This window comes from Sphingomonas sp. Ant H11, from assembly GCF_000797515.1.
In the GTDB taxonomy this organism is placed as follows: Bacteria; Pseudomonadota; Alphaproteobacteria; order Sphingomonadales; family Sphingomonadaceae; genus Sphingomonas.
Genome location: NZ_JSBN01000011.1, coordinates 51,761 through 70,034 on the forward strand (window position 1 = coordinate 51,761; position 18,274 = coordinate 70,034).

An 18,274-nucleotide genomic window follows, 5' to 3' on the forward strand; every position below is an offset into this window, starting at 1 on the left:
GCCCTCTTTACGCAGTCCCCGCGCACCGCGATAAGCGCCGACGCCGTCCGCACTCGTCGGGCGAGGAAAAACGCGGGATTGGAGATGCAGGATGCGGGCGAGTTGGGCTTTTGCGGGCGTGATGCTCGCCTGTGCGGCGGTGCCCGTGATGGCGGCTGACGCGCCGACCAAGCTGACGCTGTCACGCGTGTTCGGGAGCCCCGATCTGTCGGGCGTGCAGCCGCGCGGGGTACGGTTGTCGCCTGACGGCACTTTGCTGACCTCGCTGCGCCCGCGGGCCGATGAAAAGGAGCGTTTCGACCTATGGGCGCTCGATACGCGCACCGGTGAAGAGCGGATGCTGGTAGATTCGAAGAAGGTCGGCAGTGGCGCGGAATTGTCCGAGGCCGAAAAGATGCAGCGCGAGCGCGCCCGCATCGCCGGGTCAAAGGGGATCGTGGCCTATGACTGGGCCCCCGATGGCAAGACCATCCTGGTGCCGCTGGACGGGGACCTGTATCTCGCGACGCTCGACGGCACGACGCGGCGGCTGACCAACTCGCCTGGCGGCGCGCTCAACCCCATTATCAGCCCCAAGGGCGGGTTCGTCAGCTTCGTGCGCGGGCAGAATCTGTTCGTCCAGCCGCTCGGCGGCGGCGACGCTCGGCAGATCAGCCAGGATGGCGCGGGCACGGTGCATTGGGGCGAGGCCGAGTTCGTCGCGCAGGAAGAAATGGACCGTCGCACCGGCTATTGGTGGTCCCCGCAGGACACGCACATCGCGGTCGAGCGTTTTGACGAGGCTCCGGTCGGCATCGTCACCCGCGCCGCGATCGGGGCGACCGGGACTAAGGTCTATGAGCAGCGCTATCCGGCGGCGGGCACACCGAATGTCGCGGTCGAACTGTATGTGATGAAGGCCGATGGCACAGGCAGGGTGAAGGTCGATCTTGGCCAGAATCCCGACATCTATCTCGCCCGCGTCGACTGGACGCCCGATGGCAAGACGCTGCTGGTGCAGCGCGAAAGCCGCGACCAGAAGACGCTCGACATGCTCACGGTCGACCCGGAAACGGGCAAGAGCAGCATCCTGTTCACCGAGAAAGCGGGCGCGCGGAGTTGGCTGAACCTTACCGAAGCCTATCGTCCGATGAAGGATGGCAGCTTGATCTGGCGCTCGGAGCGGACCGGCTATGGCCACCTCTACCGCTTCGCCAAGGGCAAGTGGACCGCGCTGACCAAGGGCGATTGGGTCGTCCAGCAGCTGATCGGCGTTGACGAAGCCAAAGGTCGGCTGTTCTTCACCGGCAATAAGGATGGCGTGCTGGAGCAGCATGTCTATTCGGTCGACATCGCGCATCCGGGCGTCGTGACGCGGCTGACCGAGACGGGCTGGTGGAATGGTGCCAGCATGGATCACGCCGCGACGCGGATGATCGTGGGGCGCTCCAACCCGACCCAGCCGACGCAGGTCTATCTGGCCGATGCGAGCGGCAAGCGGCTGTCGTGGATCAACGAAAATGCGCTGAAGCCGGGGCATCCTTATTACCCCTATCTGGCGAGCATCAGCAAACCACCTTCGGCACGATCAAGGCCGAGGACGGCACTGATCTTTATTATGAGATGATCACGCCGCCGCTGGAGCCGGGCAAGAAGTATCCGGTGTTCTTCCAGCATTATGGTGGCCCGGGCACCGGGCAGCAGGTAACGCGTGGCTGGGGCGGGGCGTTGCCGCAATATCTGGTGCAGCACGGCTACATCTTCTTCCAGATCGACAATCGCGGATCGTACAATCGCGGCAAGGCGTTCGAGGACCATATCTACCGCGCGATGGGCACGGTCGAAGTGGCGGATCAATTGGCGGGCGCGAAGTTCATCAAGAGCCAGCCCTTCGTCGATCCAAACAAGGTGGCGATCTATGGCTGGTCCTATGGCGGTTATATGACGCTGAAGATGCTGGAGGCGAGCCAGGGCGTCTATGCGGCCGGCGTTTCGGGCGCGCCGGTGACGCAGTGGAACCTGTACGACACGCATTATACAGAGCGCTATATGGGCTCGCCGGTCGGCGACGCGAAAGCCTATGCTGCGTCAGGGGCGCTTGAGAACGCGCCCAAGATCAAGGATCCGCTGCTGCTGATCCACGGAATGGCTGATGATAACGTCGTGTTTACCAACTCGACCGCGCTCGCCGCGCGGATGCAGTCGACCGATACGCCGTTCGAGATGATGTTCTACCCCGGCTACACGCACCGCGTGGCTGGGCCGGGGATTAGCGAGCATCTGTGGGGGACGATCCTGACCTTCCTCGACCGCAACGTGAAGGACAAGCGCTGATCACATGCGGTTCCTGACGACCTTCCATCTGTGGCCGTTCCTGGACACGGTCGTCAGCTATTTGGCGGCGTTCGTGCTCGGCACGCTGATCGGCGCCGAGCGGCAATATCGCCAGCGCACTGCGGGCCTGCGTACCAATGCGCTGGTCGCATTGGGGTCAGCGGCGTTCGTTGATCTCGGGCAGCGGCTCGGCGGGGACGTCGAGTCGATCCGGATCATTGCCTATGTCGTGTCGGGGATCGGTTTCCTCGGCGCGGGCGTGATCATGAAGGAGGGGATGAACGTCCGCGGGCTCAACACTGCGGCGACCTTGTGGTGCTCGGCGGCGGTGGGCGCGATTGCCGGGAGCGACCTGATCGCGGAAGCGGTGCTGCTGACCGGCTTCGTGATCCTCGCCAACACGATGCTGCGGCCGCTGGTTGATGCGATCAACCGCATCCCGATCGAAGGGCGCAATGTCGAGGCGACCTATACGGTGACGATCACCACCGATGCCGAGGAGGCCGGGCCGATGGGCGATTTGCTGACCGAGCATCTTGAGGCGGCGCAACTCCCCGTGGCCGAGCTTGACGTGGTTGCGCGCGGTGAAGATCGCGTGGAGATTGTCGCCAAGCTGGTGAGCACCAATATAGACGGCGGTGAGCTCGACGCGCTGACCGATCATCTTGCGACCGTGCATGGAATTTCCCATGCGACGTGGCAGGCGCGCACGCACGATTAGCAAAGCGATTGGACGTCGGCGCGTAATGACGCTACGGGCGCGATCCGAATTGGAGGATGTTATGGGTTACAGGATCGTGGTCGCGGGCGCGACGGGCAATGTCGGGCGCGAGATGCTCAATATTCTGGCGGAGCGTGAATTCCCGCTGGCGGATATCGCTGTGGTGGCATCGTCGCGCAGCCAGGGCGACGAGGTCGATTTCGGCGAGACCGGGCGCAAGCTCAAAGTGCAGAATATCGACAATTTCGATCCCACCGGCTGGGACATGGCGCTGTTCGCGATCGGGTCGGACGCGACCAAGATCCACGCGCCGCGCTTTGCCGCTGCCGGTTGCACGGTGATCGACAATTCGTCGCTCTACCGCATGGACCCCGATGTGCCGCTGATCGTGCCGGAAGTGAACCCCGATGCGATCGCGGGCTATACCAAGCGCAATATCATCGCCAACCCGAACTGCTCGACCGCGCAGATGGTGGTGGCGCTGAAGCCGCTGCACGATTTCGCCAAGATCAAGCGCGTCGTCGTCGCGACCTATCAGTCGGTCTCCGGCGCGGGCAAGGCGGGGATGGACGAGCTGTTCGAGCAATCGCGCAACATCTTCGTCGGCGATTCGGCGGAAGCGAAGAAGTTCACCAAGCAGATCGCCTTCAACGTGATCCCGCACATCGACAGCTTCCTCGACGATGGGTCGACCAAGGAAGAATGGAAGATGGTGGTCGAGACCAAGAAGATCCTCGATCCCAAGATCAAGGTCACCGCCACCTGCGTGCGCGTGCCGGTGTTCGTGGGTCATTCGGAAGCGATCAACATCGAGTTCGAGAATGAAATCTCGGCCGACCAGGCGCAGAAGATCCTGCGCGAGGCACCCGGCGTGATGCTCGTCGACAAGCGCGAGGACGGCGGATACGTGACGCCGGTTGAATGCGTGGGCGAATATGCGACCTTCATCAGCCGCGTGCGCGAGGATTCGACCGTCGAGAACGGCCTGTCCTTGTGGTGCGTTTCGGACAATCTCCGCAAGGGCGCGGCGCTCAACGCGGTGCAGATCGCGGAATTGCTGGGCCGCCGGTATTTGAAGAAGGCGGATTGAGCGGCTTCTGAACGCCTGTTAGCCTCCAGTCGAACGCGGTCATCAGCCGATAAGGCATGACCGCGTAGACAGGGAGGCAGGGATGACCGAAACCGTCACCGGCGGCTGCCAATGCGGTCGGATCCGCTACAGCGTCGCGATCGACACTGACGATGCGTATCTGTGCCACTGCCGGATGTGCCAGCGCGCGACCGGGGGCGTGTCGATCGCCTTCAAGGGAGTGAAGATCGCCAATGTCGCCTGGGAGCGCGAACCCGATCGTTATCAAAGCTCGCCGATCGCGCAGCGCGGGTTTTGCGCTGCGTGCGGCACGCCGCTGACCTTTGAATATCTCGAGCCCGGCGAGACTATGGACCTCAGCGTCGGCAGTTTCGATGATCCGTATCGCTTTCGCCCGACGCATCATTTCTCGCCCGAGACTTGGCATGAGGCGTGGCTCGACATTAAGGACCTGCCGACGACGCGGGTGGCGGACAATCCGTCGACGGTCGAGCGCTGGATGAAAGCTATTGGCAAACTCCCCGACTGAACCGCAGTTCTTCGACAGCTTCGATGGCACCCGCCTGGCGTGGCGGGAGATCGGGGAGGGACGCCCTGTCGTCCTGATCCACGGCTATTTCTCCAACGCGACGATCAACTGGATCAAATACGGCCATGCTGCGCGCATCGCCGAGTCAGGTTTTCGGGTGATCATGCCCGACCTGCGCGCGCACGGCGACAGCGCCAAGCCGCACGAGGCCGCCGCCTATCCGCCCGACGTGCTGATGCGCGATGGCTTTGCGCTGATCGCGCATCTCGGCCTCACCGATTATGATCTCGCCGGCTATTCGCTCGGCGGGCGCACCTCGATGCGGATGCTCGCCAATGGCGCGACGCCACGCCGCGCGGTCATCTCTGGCATGGGGTTGCAGGGCATCGTCGATACCGCCGGGCGTGGCAGCTATTTCCACAATGTGCTGACCAACCTCGGCAGTTTCACACGCGGCACCAGCGAATGGCTGACCGAAGCGTTCCTCAAGACGACTGCGGGCGATCCGGTCGCGCTGCTGCACATTCTCGACACCTTCGTCGACACGCCGCGCGATGCGCTCGACCATATCACCACGCCGACGCTGATCCTGACCGGCGAGGACGATGACGACAACGGCTCGGCGCAGGACCTCGCGGCGGCGCTGCCCGATGCGCGCTATCAGGCGATCCCCGGCAACCATATGAGCGCGGTGCTCAAACCCGAATTGGGCACGGCGATCGCGGCGTTTCTGGCGGCTTGACCCTGCGCGCGGTGGCGCACAGGTTGCGCCATCTTTGCAAATGGGGACTCACATGATCCGCACTGGAATTTCGTCGCTCGCCCTGATTCTGTCGCTGGCGTCGGCACCCGCTTTCGCCAACCCGGCAGCCGCACCCGCCGCCGCTGCCGCAGCACCGACCGTCGCCGAGGCAGATGCGTTCGTAGCGCGCGCGGAAAAGGAACTGGCCGATTTCTCCACCCCGGCGCAGCAGGCGGCGTGGATCAACGCAACCTACATCACCGACGACACCGACGCGATCGCCGCGAAGTTCGGTGCGGAGGGGACCGAGATGGGGGTCCGCTTCGCGCTCGAGGCGGCGAAATATGCGGGTGTGCCCGGCCTGTCGTTCGATACCAAACGCAAGATCGATCTGCTGCGCAACGGCCTGACGCTGCCTGCGCCGACCACGCCCGGTGCCGCATCCGAGCTTTCGACGATCGTGACGAAGCTCGGATCGGACTATGGCAAGGGCAAGGGCACGCTTGACGGCAAGCCGATCAACGGCAGCGACATCGAGGCGGCGATGGGCACGGTGCGCGATCCCGCCAAGTCGAAGGAGATGTGGGTCAGCTGGCACGACGCTGTCGGCGCGCCGATGCGCAAGGATTTCGCACGCGAAGTGGTGATCGCCAACCAAGGTGCCAAGGGCCTCGGCTATGCCGATGTCGGCGCGCTGTGGCGCTCGGGCTATGACATGACCCCGGCGCAGTTTGAGGCCACCACCGATACGCTGTGGAAGCAGGTCGAGCCGCTCTACAAGGCGCTCCACACCTATGTCCGCTGGAAGCTGAACGCCCAATATGGCGATGCGGTGCAGCCCAAGACAGGGCCGATCCGCGCCGATCTGCTGGGTAATATGTGGGCGCAGGAATGGGGCAACATCTATGATGTGGTAGCCCCGGCGGGCGCGGGCGATGTCGGCTATGATGTCGGCGATCTGCTCAAGGCCAAGGGCTATGACCCGATCAAGATGTTCAAGACCGGCGAGGGCTTCTACTCCTCGCTCGGGTTCAAGCCGCTGCCCGACACCTTCTGGGCGCGCTCGCAAATCGTGAAGCCGGCCGACCGCGAAGTGGTCTGCCATGCCTCGGCCTGGGACATTGACAGCAAGGATGACGTGCGCATCAAGATGTGCACCAAGGTCAATGGCGACGATTTCGTCACCATCCATCACGAGATGGGCCACAATTATTACCAGCGCGCCTACAAAAATCAGCCCTTCCTCTATGAGAATGGCGCGAATGACGGCTTCCACGAAGCGATCGGCGATTTCGTCGCTTTGTCGATCACGCCTGATTATCTGGTGAAGATCGGCCTGCTCGATCCGGCCAAGGTGCCGAGCCCCGACAAGGATATCGGCCTGCTGCTCAAGCAGGCGATGGACAAGGTTGCCTTCCTGCCGTTTGGTCTGCTGGTCGACAAATGGCGCTGGGGTGTCTTTTCGGGCGCGACGCCGGAGGGGCAGTATGAAAAGAGCTGGAACGACCTGCGGCTGAAATATCAGGGGATCGTACCCCCGGTCGCGCGCGACGAGACGCGCTTCGATCCCGGCGCGAAATACCATGTTGCGGCCAGCGTGCCGTATGCGCGCTATTTCCTCGCCCGGCTCTATCAGTTCCAATTCTATCAGGCGGCGTGCAAGCAGTCGGGCTGGACCGGGCCGCTGCATCGTTGCTCCTTTTACGGCAATAAGGAGGTCGGCGCGAAGCTGAACGCCATGCTGGAAATGGGGCAGTCGAAGCCGTGGCCCGAGGCACTGGCCGTGTTTACGGGCACCCGCGAGATTTCGGGCCAGGCGATGGTCGATTATTTCGCACCGCTAAAGGCGTGGCTGGATAAGCAGAATGAGGGCAAGCCGCAGGGGTGGTGATGCTTGGGGGGAAGGTCGGTCTGCCTTCCCCCAAACTTCTGGTTCCGCCGGGCGCGAGGCCAAGCGATAGGTCGCCTCAGTTGGGGATCGTCCCTTCATCGGCGATGCCCGCTTGGAAGGAAGCGCTGGAATCGCTGCCATCGGCCTGATGTGCATGTTCGCCGGGGTTCAGCGCTTCGGTCTTGGGCGTGCTGCTGCGCAGGGTGAAGAGCGCTGCCGCTGCCGCGCCCACTGCCGCCACGCCGCCGATGATCGCGGCCAGGCCCCAGCGGTTGCGGGTCGGCGTCGCAGCGGTCTTCGTCGCCGGAGCCTTTTTCGCGGTTGCCTTGCGCGGTGCCGCGGCTTTGCGGGGCGTCGCGGGCTTGCGCGGGGTCGCGGGTTTGGTTGCGGTGTCGGTCGGTTTTTTCGGCGGCGTGGCCATGAGCGGCTCCCTTGTTCGTTGATCAGGCGTAACGCGCGAGGTGGCGGGTGTTTCCCCGCCCTCCTTCAAGCGTTTAGCGGAACGGCGGTTCGTTGAAGGCGCGCAGCTTGCGGCTGTGCAATTTCTTGCCCTCGCGGCGCAGTTCCTCACACGCCTCGATGCCGATCCGCATATGCTCGCTGATCGCGCGTTCGTAGAAGCGGTTGGCCTGACCCGGCAGCTTCAATTCGCCGTGCAGCGGCTTGTCGGAAACGCACAGCAAGGTGCCGTAGGGAACGCGGAAGCGATAGCCCTGCGCCGCGATCGTCGCCGATTCCATGTCGATGCCGACCGCGCGGCTGAGCGAGAAGCGCAGCGCCGAGCGCGAATATTGCAACTCCCAGTTGCGGTCGTCGGTGGTGACGATCGTGCCGGTGCGCAGGCGGCGCTTGAGTTCGTCGCCCGACTGGCCCGAAATCGTCTCGGCCGCGCGCGCGAGCGCGAGTTGCACCTCGGCAATCGCGGGCACGGGGATTGCCGGGGGCAGCACATCGTCAAGCACGTGATCGTCGCGCAAATAGGCGTGGGCGAGGACATAGTCGCCGATCCGCTGGCTCGGGCGCAGGCCGCCGCAATGGCCGATCATCAGCCACGCCTCGGGCCGCAGCACCGCCAGATGATCGCAAATCGTCTTGGCATTGGCGGGGCCGACGCCGATATTGACAAGCGTGATGCCGGTGCCGTCCTCTGCCATCAAATGATAGGCCGGCATTTGGTGCCGCCGCCACGCGCTCGTATCGGCCAGCATCGCCTCGACATCGTCGCCCGCGCGCATCAGCACGCCGCCGGCACCGGAAACGCCGGTGTAGCGGCTTGGCTTGCCGTCTTCACCGGGCTCCAGTTGCGCGCACGCCCAGCGGACGAACTCGTCAACGTAGCGGTGGTAATTGGTGAACAGCACATAGCGCTGAACATGTTCGGGCGGCGTGCCGGTGTAATGCCGCAACCGCGCGAGCGAGAAATCAGTGCGCAAGCCATCGAACAGCGCCAGCGGGCGGGCACCGTCGGTGACGGTATAGAGCCCGTCGCAATCTCGTCGCCAATATGCGCCAGGTCGGTCGCCGGGAAGTGGCGCGCCAGTTCCAGCGCGGAAACCTGGTCGAGGCTCAGCGCATGGCCCGGATCTATGACATAAGGAAAGGGGATTTCCTGACGGCCCTCGACCGCTTCGACCGTGACGTCATAATCTTCAATCAGCAGCGTCAATTGCTCGGTCAGATAATCGGCGAAAATCGCCGGCTTGGTGACGCTGATCGCATAATCACCCTCGGTTACTAGCCGTCCAAACGAACGCCGCGGGGTCGGCCGGTCGCTCCCTCCGCGATAGTGCAGCCGAATCTCGGGGTAGGCGAAACTCCCGTCTGTGCGCGTATGCGGCGCGGGCGGCGTTCCGGTGGAGAGATAGGTGGTCAGCGCCGCCTGCAGGCGATCGACCGATGCGCGATAAAGCCGGTCGAGCTCAGCGACGATGGCGGCGGCGGGGCTGGAAGCGTGCGTCATGGATAGCCGCTACGCCGCTATCGTTACGCGCGCAAGACCAAGGGGCGTATCGTCGATACGCCCCTTCGAAAGGTCAGCCTTTTTTCGGGGCGGATCCGGCCTCGTCCTTTGAGAGGATCTTGCTGGCACCGAAGGCGGCACCGGCAACGGCCGCAGCTGCACCGGCGGCAATGCCGACGGCGGCGAGCGGATGATCCTTCACCGCTTCGACGGTCGCCTCAAATGCATCGTTCAGTGCACCCCTGGCTTGTTCGAACAAGCCCTCGGCCTGTTCGATGATCGTGTCATTTGCGGGGGGAGTGCTCGAATCGCGGGTCGTATCGGTCATGGCTTGGCCCTTTCCTGGAACGTCCTCTTGCAACCGATCGGGAGCATGGCGGGTTCCACGCTTTCCGACGCCAATCGCAATAATCGGTCGCCCGGCGTGAGCCAGGCCGACAGGATCAGATCTCGCTTAGCAGATGTTCGGCCGAGGACACTTCGAAGGCACCGGGGGCTTCGACGTTGAGCTGTTCCACCACGCCGTCATTGACCAGCATCGAATAGCGCTGGCTGCGCTCGCCCATGCCGAATTTGGAGCCGTCGAAGGTCAGGCCAACCGCCTTGGCGAATTCGGCGTTTCCGTCGGCGAGCATGGTAATGCCGTCAGCGTTGCTCGCCTTGCCCCAGGCACCCATCACAAAGGCGTCGTTGACCGAGGTAAAGGCGATCTCGTCCACGCCCTTTGCCTTGATCTCGTCGGCCTTGTCGACAAAACCAGGCAAATGCCGAGCAGAACAGGTCGGCGTAAAAGCACCCGGAACCGCGACCAGCGCGACCTTGCGGCCCTTGAAGAACTCGTCCGAGCTGACCTGATTGGGGCCTTCGGCCGTCACTTTGGTGAGGGTGATGGTGGGGATGCGGTCGCCGACGCTGATCGTCATGGGAATCTCTCCTGATGGGGCCGCCCGACTAATAGGTGCGGCGCGGCGTACCTCGTGCAAGCGCGCGGGAATTTCAAGCGTGGCGAGCGAGCGCGTCCGCGGTTATGCTGTACGCGATGGACTCCGCCCGCAACCTCACTGGCCAATTCCTGCTCGCCATGCCGGGTATTGGTGACCCGCGCTTCGATCGGGCGGTGATTGCGATGTGCGCGCATGATTCAGACGGCGCTCTGGGAATCGGGATCGGTGCGACGATCGCGGGCATTGGCTTGCACACGGTGCTTGAGCAGTTGGATATCGACCTTGGCGTCGCGCCCGATGTTCCCGTGCATTTCGGCGGGCCGGTCGAACCCCGGCGCGGTTTCGTGCTTCACGCCCTCGACTGGGGCGGCCAGGATACGATCGAGGTCGTCGGGCATGCGGGGGCGCTGTGGGCGTTGTCGGGAACGACCGACGTGCTGAAGGCGATTGCGGCTGGCCGCGGCCCGTCGCGCTGGCTGGTCGCGCTGGGTTATGCGGGATGGGGCGAGGGGCAACTCGACGGCGAGTTGACGCGACACGGTTGGCTGAACGTGCCGGGCCATCTCGATTTGCTGTATGGCTGCAATGCCGAGAGTCGATGGGAAGCGGGGTTTGCCAGCGCCGGAATCGATTCGCGGCTCCTGGCGAACGAGACAGGCTGGGCCTGAAACGCCACTGAAATCGCCGCTGGAAGGCGTCTGCGCGGTCGAATCGCTGCTATGATAGGAGAAATGGCAACGTCATCACGGCCAGACACCGTCTCACATAACATATAAAGACATCTTTATATTTGATTTGGAGCCTGACCCGCGTTACGGGCCGCCTCATCAACCAAACCGGAGATTCCTGCGTGGCCACCGTTCTTGACCGTCCGACCGACTATGTCGTCGCCGACATCACCCTTGCCGATTTCGGCCGCAAGGAGATCAACATCGCAGAAACCGAAATGCCTGGCCTGATGGCGCTGCGCGAAGAATTCGGTGCGTCGCAGCCGCTGAAGGGCGCGCGCATCACCGGTTCGCTGCACATGACGATCCAGACCGCCGTGTTGATCGAGACGCTGACCGCGCTAGGCGCGCAGGTGCGGTGGGCGACCTGCAATATCTTCTCGACCCAGGACCATGCCGCTGCCGCCATTGCCGCGACGGGCGTTCCCGTGTTCGCGATCAAGGGCGAGAGCCTGGCCGATTATTGGGATTATGTCGGCGACATCTTCAACTGGGGTGCCGGCACCGATGGCACCACCGCCAACATCATTCTGGATGACGGCGGCGACGCGACCATGTTCGCACTCTGGGGCGCGAAGCTCGAAGCCGGTCATACGCTCGGCGAGCCCGAGAATGACGAGGAAGTCGAATTCCAGCGCGCGCTGAAGGCGTTCGTCGCCAAATATCCGGGTTACCTGACCGAGACCGTCAAGAACCTGAAGGGCGTTTCGGAAGAGACCACCACCGGCGTCCACCGCCTGTACGAGATTGCGAAGAAGGGCGAGCTGCCCTTCCCGGCGATCAACGTCAACGACTCGGTGACAAAGTCGAAGTTCGACAACCTTTATGGCTGCAAGGAATCGCTGGTCGACGCGATCCGTCGCGCCACCGACGTGATGCTCGCCGGCAAGGTTGCTGCGGTCGCCGGTTTCGGCGACGTCGGCAAGGGCTCGGCGCAGTCGCTCCGCAATGGCGGTGCGCGCGTGATGGTCACCGAAATCGATCCGATCTGCGCGCTGCAGGCGGCGATGGAGGGCTTCGAAGTCGTGACGATGGAAGAGGCGGTGACCCGCGCCGACATCTTCGTCACCGCAACCGGTAACGCCGACGTGATCACCGCCGATCACATGAAGGCGATGAAGCCGATGTCGATCGTGTGCAACATCGGCCACTTCGACAGCGAAATTCAGATCGCCGCGCTGTCGAACTATGAGTGGAACGAAGTGAAGCCGGGCACCGATCTGGTGACCTTTCCCGACGGCAAGCAGATCATCGTCTTGGCCAAGGGCCGCCTGGTGAACCTGGGTTGCGCGACGGGCCACCCGTCGTTCGTGATGTCGGCCAGCTTCACCAACCAGACGCTCGCGCAGATCGAGCTGTGGACCAAGGGCGAGAACTACAAGAACGAAGTGTACGTCCTGCCGAAGCACCTCGACGAAAAGGTGGCCGCGCTCCACCTGGACAAGCTGGGCGTGAAGCTTTCGAAGCTGACCCCGAAGCAGGCCGGTTACATCGGCGTGCCGGTCGAGGGACCGTTCAAGCCGGATCATTATCGCTACTGATATCGAGCGGACGAAGTACAAAGCGGCCGCCGCGAGAAATCGCGGTGGCCGTTGTGCTTTTGGGGCCTTCCCGCACGCAGCGTGAGTAGCTTATGGGTCGTCTATGGATCAGGACCCCACGCGGTGAACCAGCTTTCGGCGACAAACATGACCGGGATCGGTGTCGCCTTGGCGGCGTTGATTGGTGCTGCCGCCTGGAGTCTCTTCTCTGGTCTACGTGCGCGACGCGAAGCTGCGGTGGCATTTGCCGAAAACGCGCGCTTGGAAGCGATGCTTGGGTCGGCTCCGGCTTTAGCGATGATTGTTCGAGGCGATGGTCGGGTTGAGTGCTCCCAACGCCTGGCCGACTGGTTGGGTTTGGCGATCGCTCCTCGTTATTTGGATGACCTCTCGGTCGTTGATGCGGGTCTCACCGGGGAAGATCTCGCCGCCCTTTCGTCAGACGTTGCGGCCGCGCAAAAGTCCGGGCGGCCCTTCTCGCGTGCGCTGCGGGTGAAGGGATCGGCGCGCGCGCTCATGATCCGTGGCGCGCGCGTTCCCAAGGCGTTTCAAGCGCCAGGCGGCGTTATCCTGTGGGTCTTTGACGCAACCGACACGGAAGATGAGATTGCGCAGCTCGGAGTGGCCATCGGCCAGGCGACCGCGCTGTATGAAGATCTCAGCGGTGTCATCCAGGCGGCACCCATGCCGATGTGGTACCGGGGGGCCGACTTGCGGCTGGCCATGGTCAATTCGCAATATGTCGACGCCGTCGAAGCGGCGTCTGCCGAGGACGTAATCGCGCGCGGGCTCGAGCTGGTGGAGGGATCGGGCGTCGGCGGGCCGCTCGGCAACGCCGTGTTGGCGCGCGATGCGAGATCGGTGCAGTCGCAAACGATGCCCGCGACGATCCGCGGTGAGCGACGGATGCTGCGCGTGTATGACGCCCCGCTCTCAACCGGGGGGCGTCGCCGGCTTTGCGATTGATATTGAGGATCTGGAGCAAGCCCGCGCACGCTTGAAGCGCTTCGATGATGCGCAGCGCGCGATGTTGGACCGGCTCTCGGCGGGCGTGGTGCAATTTGGGGCCGACCGCTCGCTGGTCTTCTGCAATCAACCGTTTCGGCGCTTGTTCGCCATGAAGGCCGAATGGCTGGCGGATCGCCCCGAATTCGACCGGGTGCTGGAACGGATGCGCGAAGCCAAACGCCTGCCCGAAGTGCGCGACTTTCCGGGCTGGAAGGCCGAGCGGCGCGACTGGTTTCTCGCGGCGGGCGGCGGACAGGAGGAGGAATGGCATCTTCCCGGCGGCGCGCATCTGCGCGTCGTTGCGCAACCCTTGCCCGATGGTGGCCTATTGCTGATCTTCGAGGATCGCACCGAACAGGTGCAATTGGCCAGTGCCCGCGACACCTTGTTGCGCGTGCGCACCGCGACCTTCGAGAATCTCTATGAGGCGTTGGGGGTGTTTGCCGCCGATGGCCGGCTGCAATTGTGGAACAACAAGTTCCGGCTGGTGTGGGGATTCGACGAGGAATTCCTGGCGACGCATCCGCGCGTCGACGTACTTGCCGAAGCCGCGTCGCGCCAGCTTGCCAATCCGGCGCGAGCTTCGTTGATCGCGGACCTTGTTCGTGCCGCGACCGTCGAGCGGCAGCAGCGCGGCGGCCGCGTCGGTTTCGCCGATGGCCGACATTTCGAATTTGCAGCCGTGCCGTTGCCCGATGGCAATGGCCTGTTCACGATGCTGGACATCTCCGACAGTCGCCGGATCGAGCGCGCACTGCGCGATCGCAATGAAGCGCTGGAGGCGGCCGATCGCATCAAAACCTCGTTCGTCGCCACGATGAGCTACGAATTGCGCACGCCACTGACTTCGATCAGCGGTTTCGCCGAGATGCTAAACGAGGGCTATGCCGGGAAGCTGAGCGCCTCCGCGTCGGGATATGTCGAGGCGATTCTCCAATCGGTCGAACGCCTCGGTATGCTGGTCGACGAAGTGCTGGACCTTACGCAAGCCGAGGGCAAGGCCCCTGAACTCGACATGCAGCCGATCGATCTTGGCGCGGTTGCGCAGGCCGCCGCCGATGCGGTGGCACCCCTGGCCAACAAGCGAAAGCTGGATTTCGCCGTGGAGATCCTGCCGTCAACCGGCGCGATAACGGGGGATGCCCGGCGGCTGCAACAGGTGATCGAGCATCTGTTGCGCCATGCGTCGCGGGTACGCCGGCCGGGGGGCGGGTTCTGCTCCACACTGACGGTACCGATGCCACGGCGCGGATCGTGGTGTCCGACGACGGGGTGGGGATGAGTCCGCAGGCGGTGACGCGTGCCTTCGATCGCTTCGCGCAACCGGGGATCACCCGCGACGGGGAACGCGCTTTGGGATTGGGCCTGCCGCTCGCCAAGCAGTTTGTCGAGGCGCATGGCGGCACGATCGAACTGCTGTCCGAAGCCGGGCAGGGGACGTTGATCACTGCCACCCTGCCGCGCCGGTGAAGGCGGAGCGGGGTCGATATGATGCTGACAGGATGTTGAGATGATTCTGGCCGGTCCTCAAGCGAGCGAATCCTTTGGCGCACGATTGGCCGAGTTGGTCCGCCCTGGCGATGTGGTGACGTTGTCGGGCCCGCTTGGGGCGGGCAAGACCAGCATTGCGCGCGGTCTTCTCGCCGCGCTTGGGTTGCAGGGAGAGGCCCCGAGCCCGAGTTTCGCAATCGTGCAGCCTTACGCCCCCCCTGAGCTGCGGATGCCGGTGTTGCATATCGATCTGTACCGGATCGATGACTCCCACGAGATCGCCGAACTGGGGCTCGACGATGCGGCGGGTGATTCGGTGTTGCTGATCGAATGGCCGGAACGGGCACCGGGCTGGTGGCCCGATGCACTGCCGCTCGTCCTGGAGATGTTGCCGGATGGCACCCGCCGCTTGACAGCCGACGTGCCCGCTGGCTGGAAGGATCGATGGCAGCAGATATGATCCCCCCCGGCGGCGGCCGCCGCGTTCCTGGCCGCGAATGGGTGGCGCGATGCCACGATCGAGCCCGTCGCGGGCGATGCGTCCTTCCGGCGCTATTTTCGCGCGGTAAAGGATGGGCGGAGCGCGATCCTGATGGACGCGCCGCCGCCCAATGAGGATCCGCGCCCCTTTATCGATATTGCGCGCTGGCTTGGGGAACGCGGTTTCGCGGCACCCGCGATCCACGGGATCGACCTCGACCTGGGCCTGGTGCTGCTCGAGGACTTTGGTGACGTGCGGATGCGCGAGACCGTGGACGGCGATGCTTCGCGTGAACCGGCGCTTTATGGTTCCGCAATCGATCTCCTGGTCCGCTTGCACCGTGAGGATCCCGCGACGCCGGTTGCCTATGATCGGGCGACGCTGCACCGCGAAGCCAATTTGCTGACCGAATGGTATTGTCCGGCGCTGGGGATCGCACCCGATCAGGCGGCTTATGATGCCGCGTGGGACGCCGTGTTCGACCATGCGCTCGCGGGGCCGGCGGTGACTGTCCTGCGCGATTACCATTCGGAAAACCTGATGCTCCTCGGCGGCGATACGCTGGGGTTGCTGGATTTTCAGGATGCGCTGGCGGGCCACCCCGCTTACGATCTTGTGTCGCTGCTGCAGGATGCGCGACGCGACGTCGACGAACATGTCGAAGCGGCGATGGTGGCGCGCTACAAAGCGGCGACGGGCGCGGGCGAAGCGTTCGATATTGCCTACCATGTCCTCGGCGCGCAGCGGAACGCCAAGATCATTGGGATTTTCACGCGGCTGTGGCAGCGCGACGGCAAGACCCGCTATGCCGCTTTGTGTCCGCGGGTGTGGCGCTATCTCAACCGCGATCTGGAGCATCCCGCGCTTGCCCCGGTCAAGGCCTGGTTCGATGCGACCATTCCGTTCGAGTTGCGCGGCGATCCGATGGTGTTGGCGGCATGATGAAGCCCAAGCGCACGCTCAACATCCGGCCGGAGCCGGGTGGTACGGTGCCCAAAACCGCGATGGTGATGGCGGCCGGTCTCGGCAAGCGGATGCGCCCGCTGACCGCCACCCGCCCCAAACCGTTGATCGAAGTGGCAGGCAAGCCCTTGATCGGCCACGTGTTCGATCGGTTGCGCGCAAGCGGTATCGAGCGCGCCGTGGTGAACGTCCACTATCTTGCCGATTCGCTTGAAGCTTATTTGCACAATCGCGAGACGGGCATCGACATTGTCGTGTCCGATGAACGCGGCCGGTTGATGGAAACGGGCGGCGGGCTCGTGCAGGCGCGCAGCTTGCTCGGCGACGAGCCGTTTCTGGTGGTGAACAGCGACAATCTGTGGGTCGACGGGCCCTCGGATGCGATCAAGATGCTCGCGGCGCGCTGGGACGACGCGACGATGGACGCCTTGCTGCTGATGGTCCCGCTGGCCCGCGCCAACCATCATGGCGGGCGCGGCGATTTTCGCCTTGGGGCCGACGGGCGCATTCTTGGGCGGCGGCCGCCCGGACGCCTTGCGCCGTTTGTCTATACCGGGGTGCAGATCCTTTCGCCGCGCGTGATCGCGGATTGGCCGGAAGGGCCGTTCTCGACCATGCTGTTCTGGGAGCGGGCGATTGCGGCCGGGCGGGCATATGGATTGGTCCATCAGGGGCTGTGGTTCGATGTTGGCACCCCGGAAGCCGTTCCGCTGACGGAGGCTATGCTCGCCGATGGTTGAGGTGAAGGGCCCCAGGCTCTTCACCATCCCGGCGCATCGCGCCTTTGCCGATGCGCTGGCCGCCGGGCTGATCCGGCAATTTGGCGGCGACGATCTCGGGCTCGCGCGCGGGCTGGTGCTGCTGCCCAACAATCGCGCCAAACGCGCGCTGACCGATGCCTTTGTCCGCGCAAGCGCGGGCGGACTGCTGTTGCCGCGGATGGTCGCGATCGGCGATCCGGCGCTGGAGGAAGCGGTGGGCGCGGCGCTCGACCCGGCGGATGATCCGGTGCCGGTGCCACCTGCGGTTGCCCCCTTGCAGCGCCGCATGATCCTGGCGCGACTTGTGTCGGAGGAACGCGCGCGCATCGGCCAGGTGGTCGACGCGGCGGAGGCGGTGCGGCTGGCGGGCGAATTGGCGCGCACGCTCGATCAATTGCTGGTGGAGGAAATCCCGCCCCGCCGCTTGCGCGAGATCGAGCTCAACGAAGCAATGTCGGCGCATTGGCAGCGCGCGCTGGATCTGTTTGCGGTTGTGCTCGACCGCTGGCCCGCCGAATTGCAGCGGATCGGTCGGATTGACGCCGCCGAACGGCGCGGGCTGTTGTTGCAGCGGCTGGCGGAACGCTGGGATCGCACCCCACCTGCCGGTTTCGTCTGCGCAGCGGGCGTTACCGATAGTGCCCCCGCCGTCGCGCGGCTGCTGCGCTGCGTGGCGGACAGCCCGCGCGGGATGGTGGTGCTGGCCGATCTCGCGACGGGGATGGACGAGGTTGAGTGGCAAGCGCTCGGGCCGCACGCGCCCGATCCGGCGACCGGGCTCACCCGGCGATCGATCGAGACGCACCCGCAATTCCATTTGAAGCTGCTGCTCGAACGAATGAGCGTCAACCGCAGCGAAGTGCGGCTGTGGCGCGACGGTAGCGATCATGACGCCACCGTCGCGCGCGGCAAGGCAGTCGCCAACGCGCTGGCATCGGCCGAGTTCACGGCGAAATGGACGACGCTCGGTGCCGAGCAGCGGCGATTGGGCGGCATTGCGGCGGCGGAACTGGCGACGCCGGGCGAGGAGGCGCAGGCGATCGCGCTTGCCTTGCGCGAGGTGGCTGAGACGCGGGGCGGACGGGCGCGCTGGTCACGCCCGATCGCGGCC

Annotated in this window: 13 protein-coding genes and 4 pseudogenes; 13 read left to right on the forward strand and 4 right to left on the reverse strand. The window is 64.3% G+C overall.

All coding sequences use genetic code 11. The features are described 5' to 3' along the window. The first annotated feature begins 91 nt into the window (after positions 1-91). The 6 genes and pseudogenes from NW75_RS03685 (at position 92) to NW75_RS03710 (ending at position 7,286) form a co-directional block, all read left to right on the forward strand. Positions 92-2,313 (forward strand): annotated as a pseudogene (locus tag NW75_RS03685) (DPP IV N-terminal domain-containing protein). 4 nt (positions 2,314-2,317) lie between these two features. Then, positions 2,318-3,034: an MgtC/SapB family protein gene (locus NW75_RS03690; protein ID WP_033963814.1), complete on the forward strand. Its 717-nt coding sequence runs from the start codon at positions 2,318-2,320 to the stop codon at positions 3,032-3,034. A gap of 61 nt (positions 3,035-3,095) precedes the next feature. Continuing rightward, positions 3,096-4,124 carry an aspartate-semialdehyde dehydrogenase gene (locus tag NW75_RS03695; RefSeq protein WP_033963869.1) on the forward strand — a complete coding sequence of 343 codons (1,029 nt, stop codon included), beginning with the start codon at positions 3,096-3,098 and terminating at the stop codon, positions 4,122-4,124. 82 nt (positions 4,125-4,206) lie between these two features. Next, complete coding sequence (locus NW75_RS03700; protein WP_033963815.1) at positions 4,207-4,653, forward strand: GFA family protein; 447 nt, start codon at positions 4,207-4,209, stop codon at positions 4,651-4,653. Next, positions 4,634-5,395, forward strand: a complete 762-nt coding sequence (locus NW75_RS03705; RefSeq protein WP_033963818.1) for an alpha/beta fold hydrolase — start codon at positions 4,634-4,636, stop codon at positions 5,393-5,395. Before NW75_RS03700 ends, NW75_RS03705 begins: the two co-directional genes overlap by 20 nt. A gap of 52 nt (positions 5,396-5,447) precedes the next feature. Then, positions 5,448-7,286 (forward strand): M2 family metallopeptidase, encoded by a 1,839-nt coding sequence (locus tag NW75_RS03710; RefSeq protein WP_033963820.1) that lies wholly within the window; start codon positions 5,448-5,450, stop codon positions 7,284-7,286. 76 nt (positions 7,287-7,362) lie between these two features. Here NW75_RS03710 and NW75_RS03715 read toward each other — a convergent pair whose 3' ends face one another. The 4 genes and pseudogenes from NW75_RS03715 to NW75_RS03730 form a co-directional block, all read right to left on the reverse strand. Continuing rightward, positions 7,363-7,707, reverse strand: a complete 345-nt coding sequence (locus NW75_RS03715) for a hypothetical protein (RefSeq protein ID WP_033963821.1) — start codon at positions 7,705-7,707, stop codon at positions 7,363-7,365. A 73-nt stretch (positions 7,708-7,780) separates the two neighbouring features. Further along, positions 7,781-9,246 (reverse strand): annotated as a pseudogene (locus tag NW75_RS03720) (AMP nucleosidase). A gap of 73 nt (positions 9,247-9,319) precedes the next feature. Continuing rightward, complete coding sequence (locus NW75_RS03725; protein WP_033963822.1) at positions 9,320-9,574, reverse strand: hypothetical protein; 255 nt, start codon at positions 9,572-9,574, stop codon at positions 9,320-9,322. A 115-nt stretch (positions 9,575-9,689) separates the two neighbouring features. Beyond that, a complete protein-coding gene (locus tag NW75_RS03730; protein ID WP_033963823.1) occupies positions 9,690-10,169 on the reverse strand; it encodes a peroxiredoxin in 480 nt (159 codons plus the stop codon). Positions 10,170-10,285: 116 nt separating this feature from the next. Here NW75_RS03730 and NW75_RS03735 point away from each other — a divergent pair, with 116 nt between their 5' ends. The 7 genes and pseudogenes from NW75_RS03735 to NW75_RS03765 all read left to right on the forward strand — a co-directional run. Next, positions 10,286-10,858, forward strand: coding sequence for a YqgE/AlgH family protein (locus NW75_RS03735; RefSeq protein WP_033963871.1), 573 nt, complete (start codon positions 10,286-10,288; stop codon positions 10,856-10,858). A 182-nt stretch (positions 10,859-11,040) separates the two neighbouring features. Beyond that, positions 11,041-12,459 carry an adenosylhomocysteinase gene (ahcY, locus tag NW75_RS03740; protein ID WP_033963836.1) on the forward strand — a complete coding sequence of 473 codons (1,419 nt, stop codon included), beginning with the start codon at positions 11,041-11,043 and terminating at the stop codon, positions 12,457-12,459. Between the two features lie 147 nt (positions 12,460-12,606). Beyond that, positions 12,607-14,937 (forward strand): annotated as a pseudogene (locus NW75_RS03745) (PAS-domain containing protein). A gap of 40 nt (positions 14,938-14,977) precedes the next feature. Then, a complete protein-coding gene (gene tsaE, locus NW75_RS03750) occupies positions 14,978-15,418 on the forward strand; it encodes a tRNA (adenosine(37)-N6)-threonylcarbamoyltransferase complex ATPase subunit type 1 TsaE (RefSeq protein ID WP_033963839.1) in 441 nt (146 codons plus the stop codon). A gap of 27 nt (positions 15,419-15,445) precedes the next feature. Then, a complete protein-coding gene (locus NW75_RS03755; protein ID WP_033963841.1) occupies positions 15,446-16,381 on the forward strand; it encodes an aminoglycoside phosphotransferase family protein in 936 nt (311 codons plus the stop codon). After that, positions 16,378-17,142 carry a nucleotidyltransferase family protein gene (locus tag NW75_RS03760; RefSeq protein ID WP_033963844.1) on the forward strand — a complete coding sequence of 255 codons (765 nt, stop codon included), beginning with the start codon at positions 16,378-16,380 and terminating at the stop codon, positions 17,140-17,142. The genes NW75_RS03755 and NW75_RS03760 overlap by 4 nt, the downstream gene beginning before the upstream one ends. Continuing rightward, positions 17,135-18,274, forward strand: a pseudogene (locus tag NW75_RS03765) (double-strand break repair protein AddB); the annotation flags it as partial. The gene NW75_RS03760 and the pseudogene NW75_RS03765, both read left to right, overlap by 8 nt.

Excerpts from the sequence above, each read along its gene's own strand:
- NW75_RS03690 (WP_033963814.1), top strand. The coding sequence starts at position 2,318 with ATGCGGTTCCTGACGACCTTCCATCTGTGGCCGTTCCTGGACACGGTC.
- NW75_RS03695 (WP_033963869.1), top strand. The coding sequence starts at position 3,096 with ATGGGTTACAGGATCGTGGTCGCGGGCGCGACGGGCAATGTCGGGCGC.
- NW75_RS03700 (WP_033963815.1), top strand. The coding sequence starts at position 4,207 with ATGACCGAAACCGTCACCGGCGGCTGCCAATGCGGTCGGATCCGCTAC.
- NW75_RS03710 (WP_033963820.1), top strand. The coding sequence starts at position 5,448 with ATGATCCGCACTGGAATTTCGTCGCTCGCCCTGATTCTGTCGCTGGCG.
- NW75_RS03715 (WP_033963821.1), bottom strand. The coding sequence starts at position 7,707 with ATGGCCACGCCGCCGAAAAAACCGACCGACACCGCAACCAAACCCGCG.
- NW75_RS03725 (WP_033963822.1), bottom strand. The coding sequence starts at position 9,574 with ATGACCGATACGACCCGCGATTCGAGCACTCCCCCCGCAAATGACACG.
- NW75_RS03730 (WP_033963823.1), bottom strand. The coding sequence starts at position 10,169 with ATGACGATCAGCGTCGGCGACCGCATCCCCACCATCACCCTCACCAAA.
- NW75_RS03735 (WP_033963871.1), top strand. The coding sequence starts at position 10,286 with ATGGACTCCGCCCGCAACCTCACTGGCCAATTCCTGCTCGCCATGCCG.
- tsaE (WP_033963839.1), top strand. The coding sequence starts at position 14,978 with ATGATTCTGGCCGGTCCTCAAGCGAGCGAATCCTTTGGCGCACGATTG.
- NW75_RS03760 (WP_033963844.1), top strand. The coding sequence starts at position 16,378 with ATGATGAAGCCCAAGCGCACGCTCAACATCCGGCCGGAGCCGGGTGGT.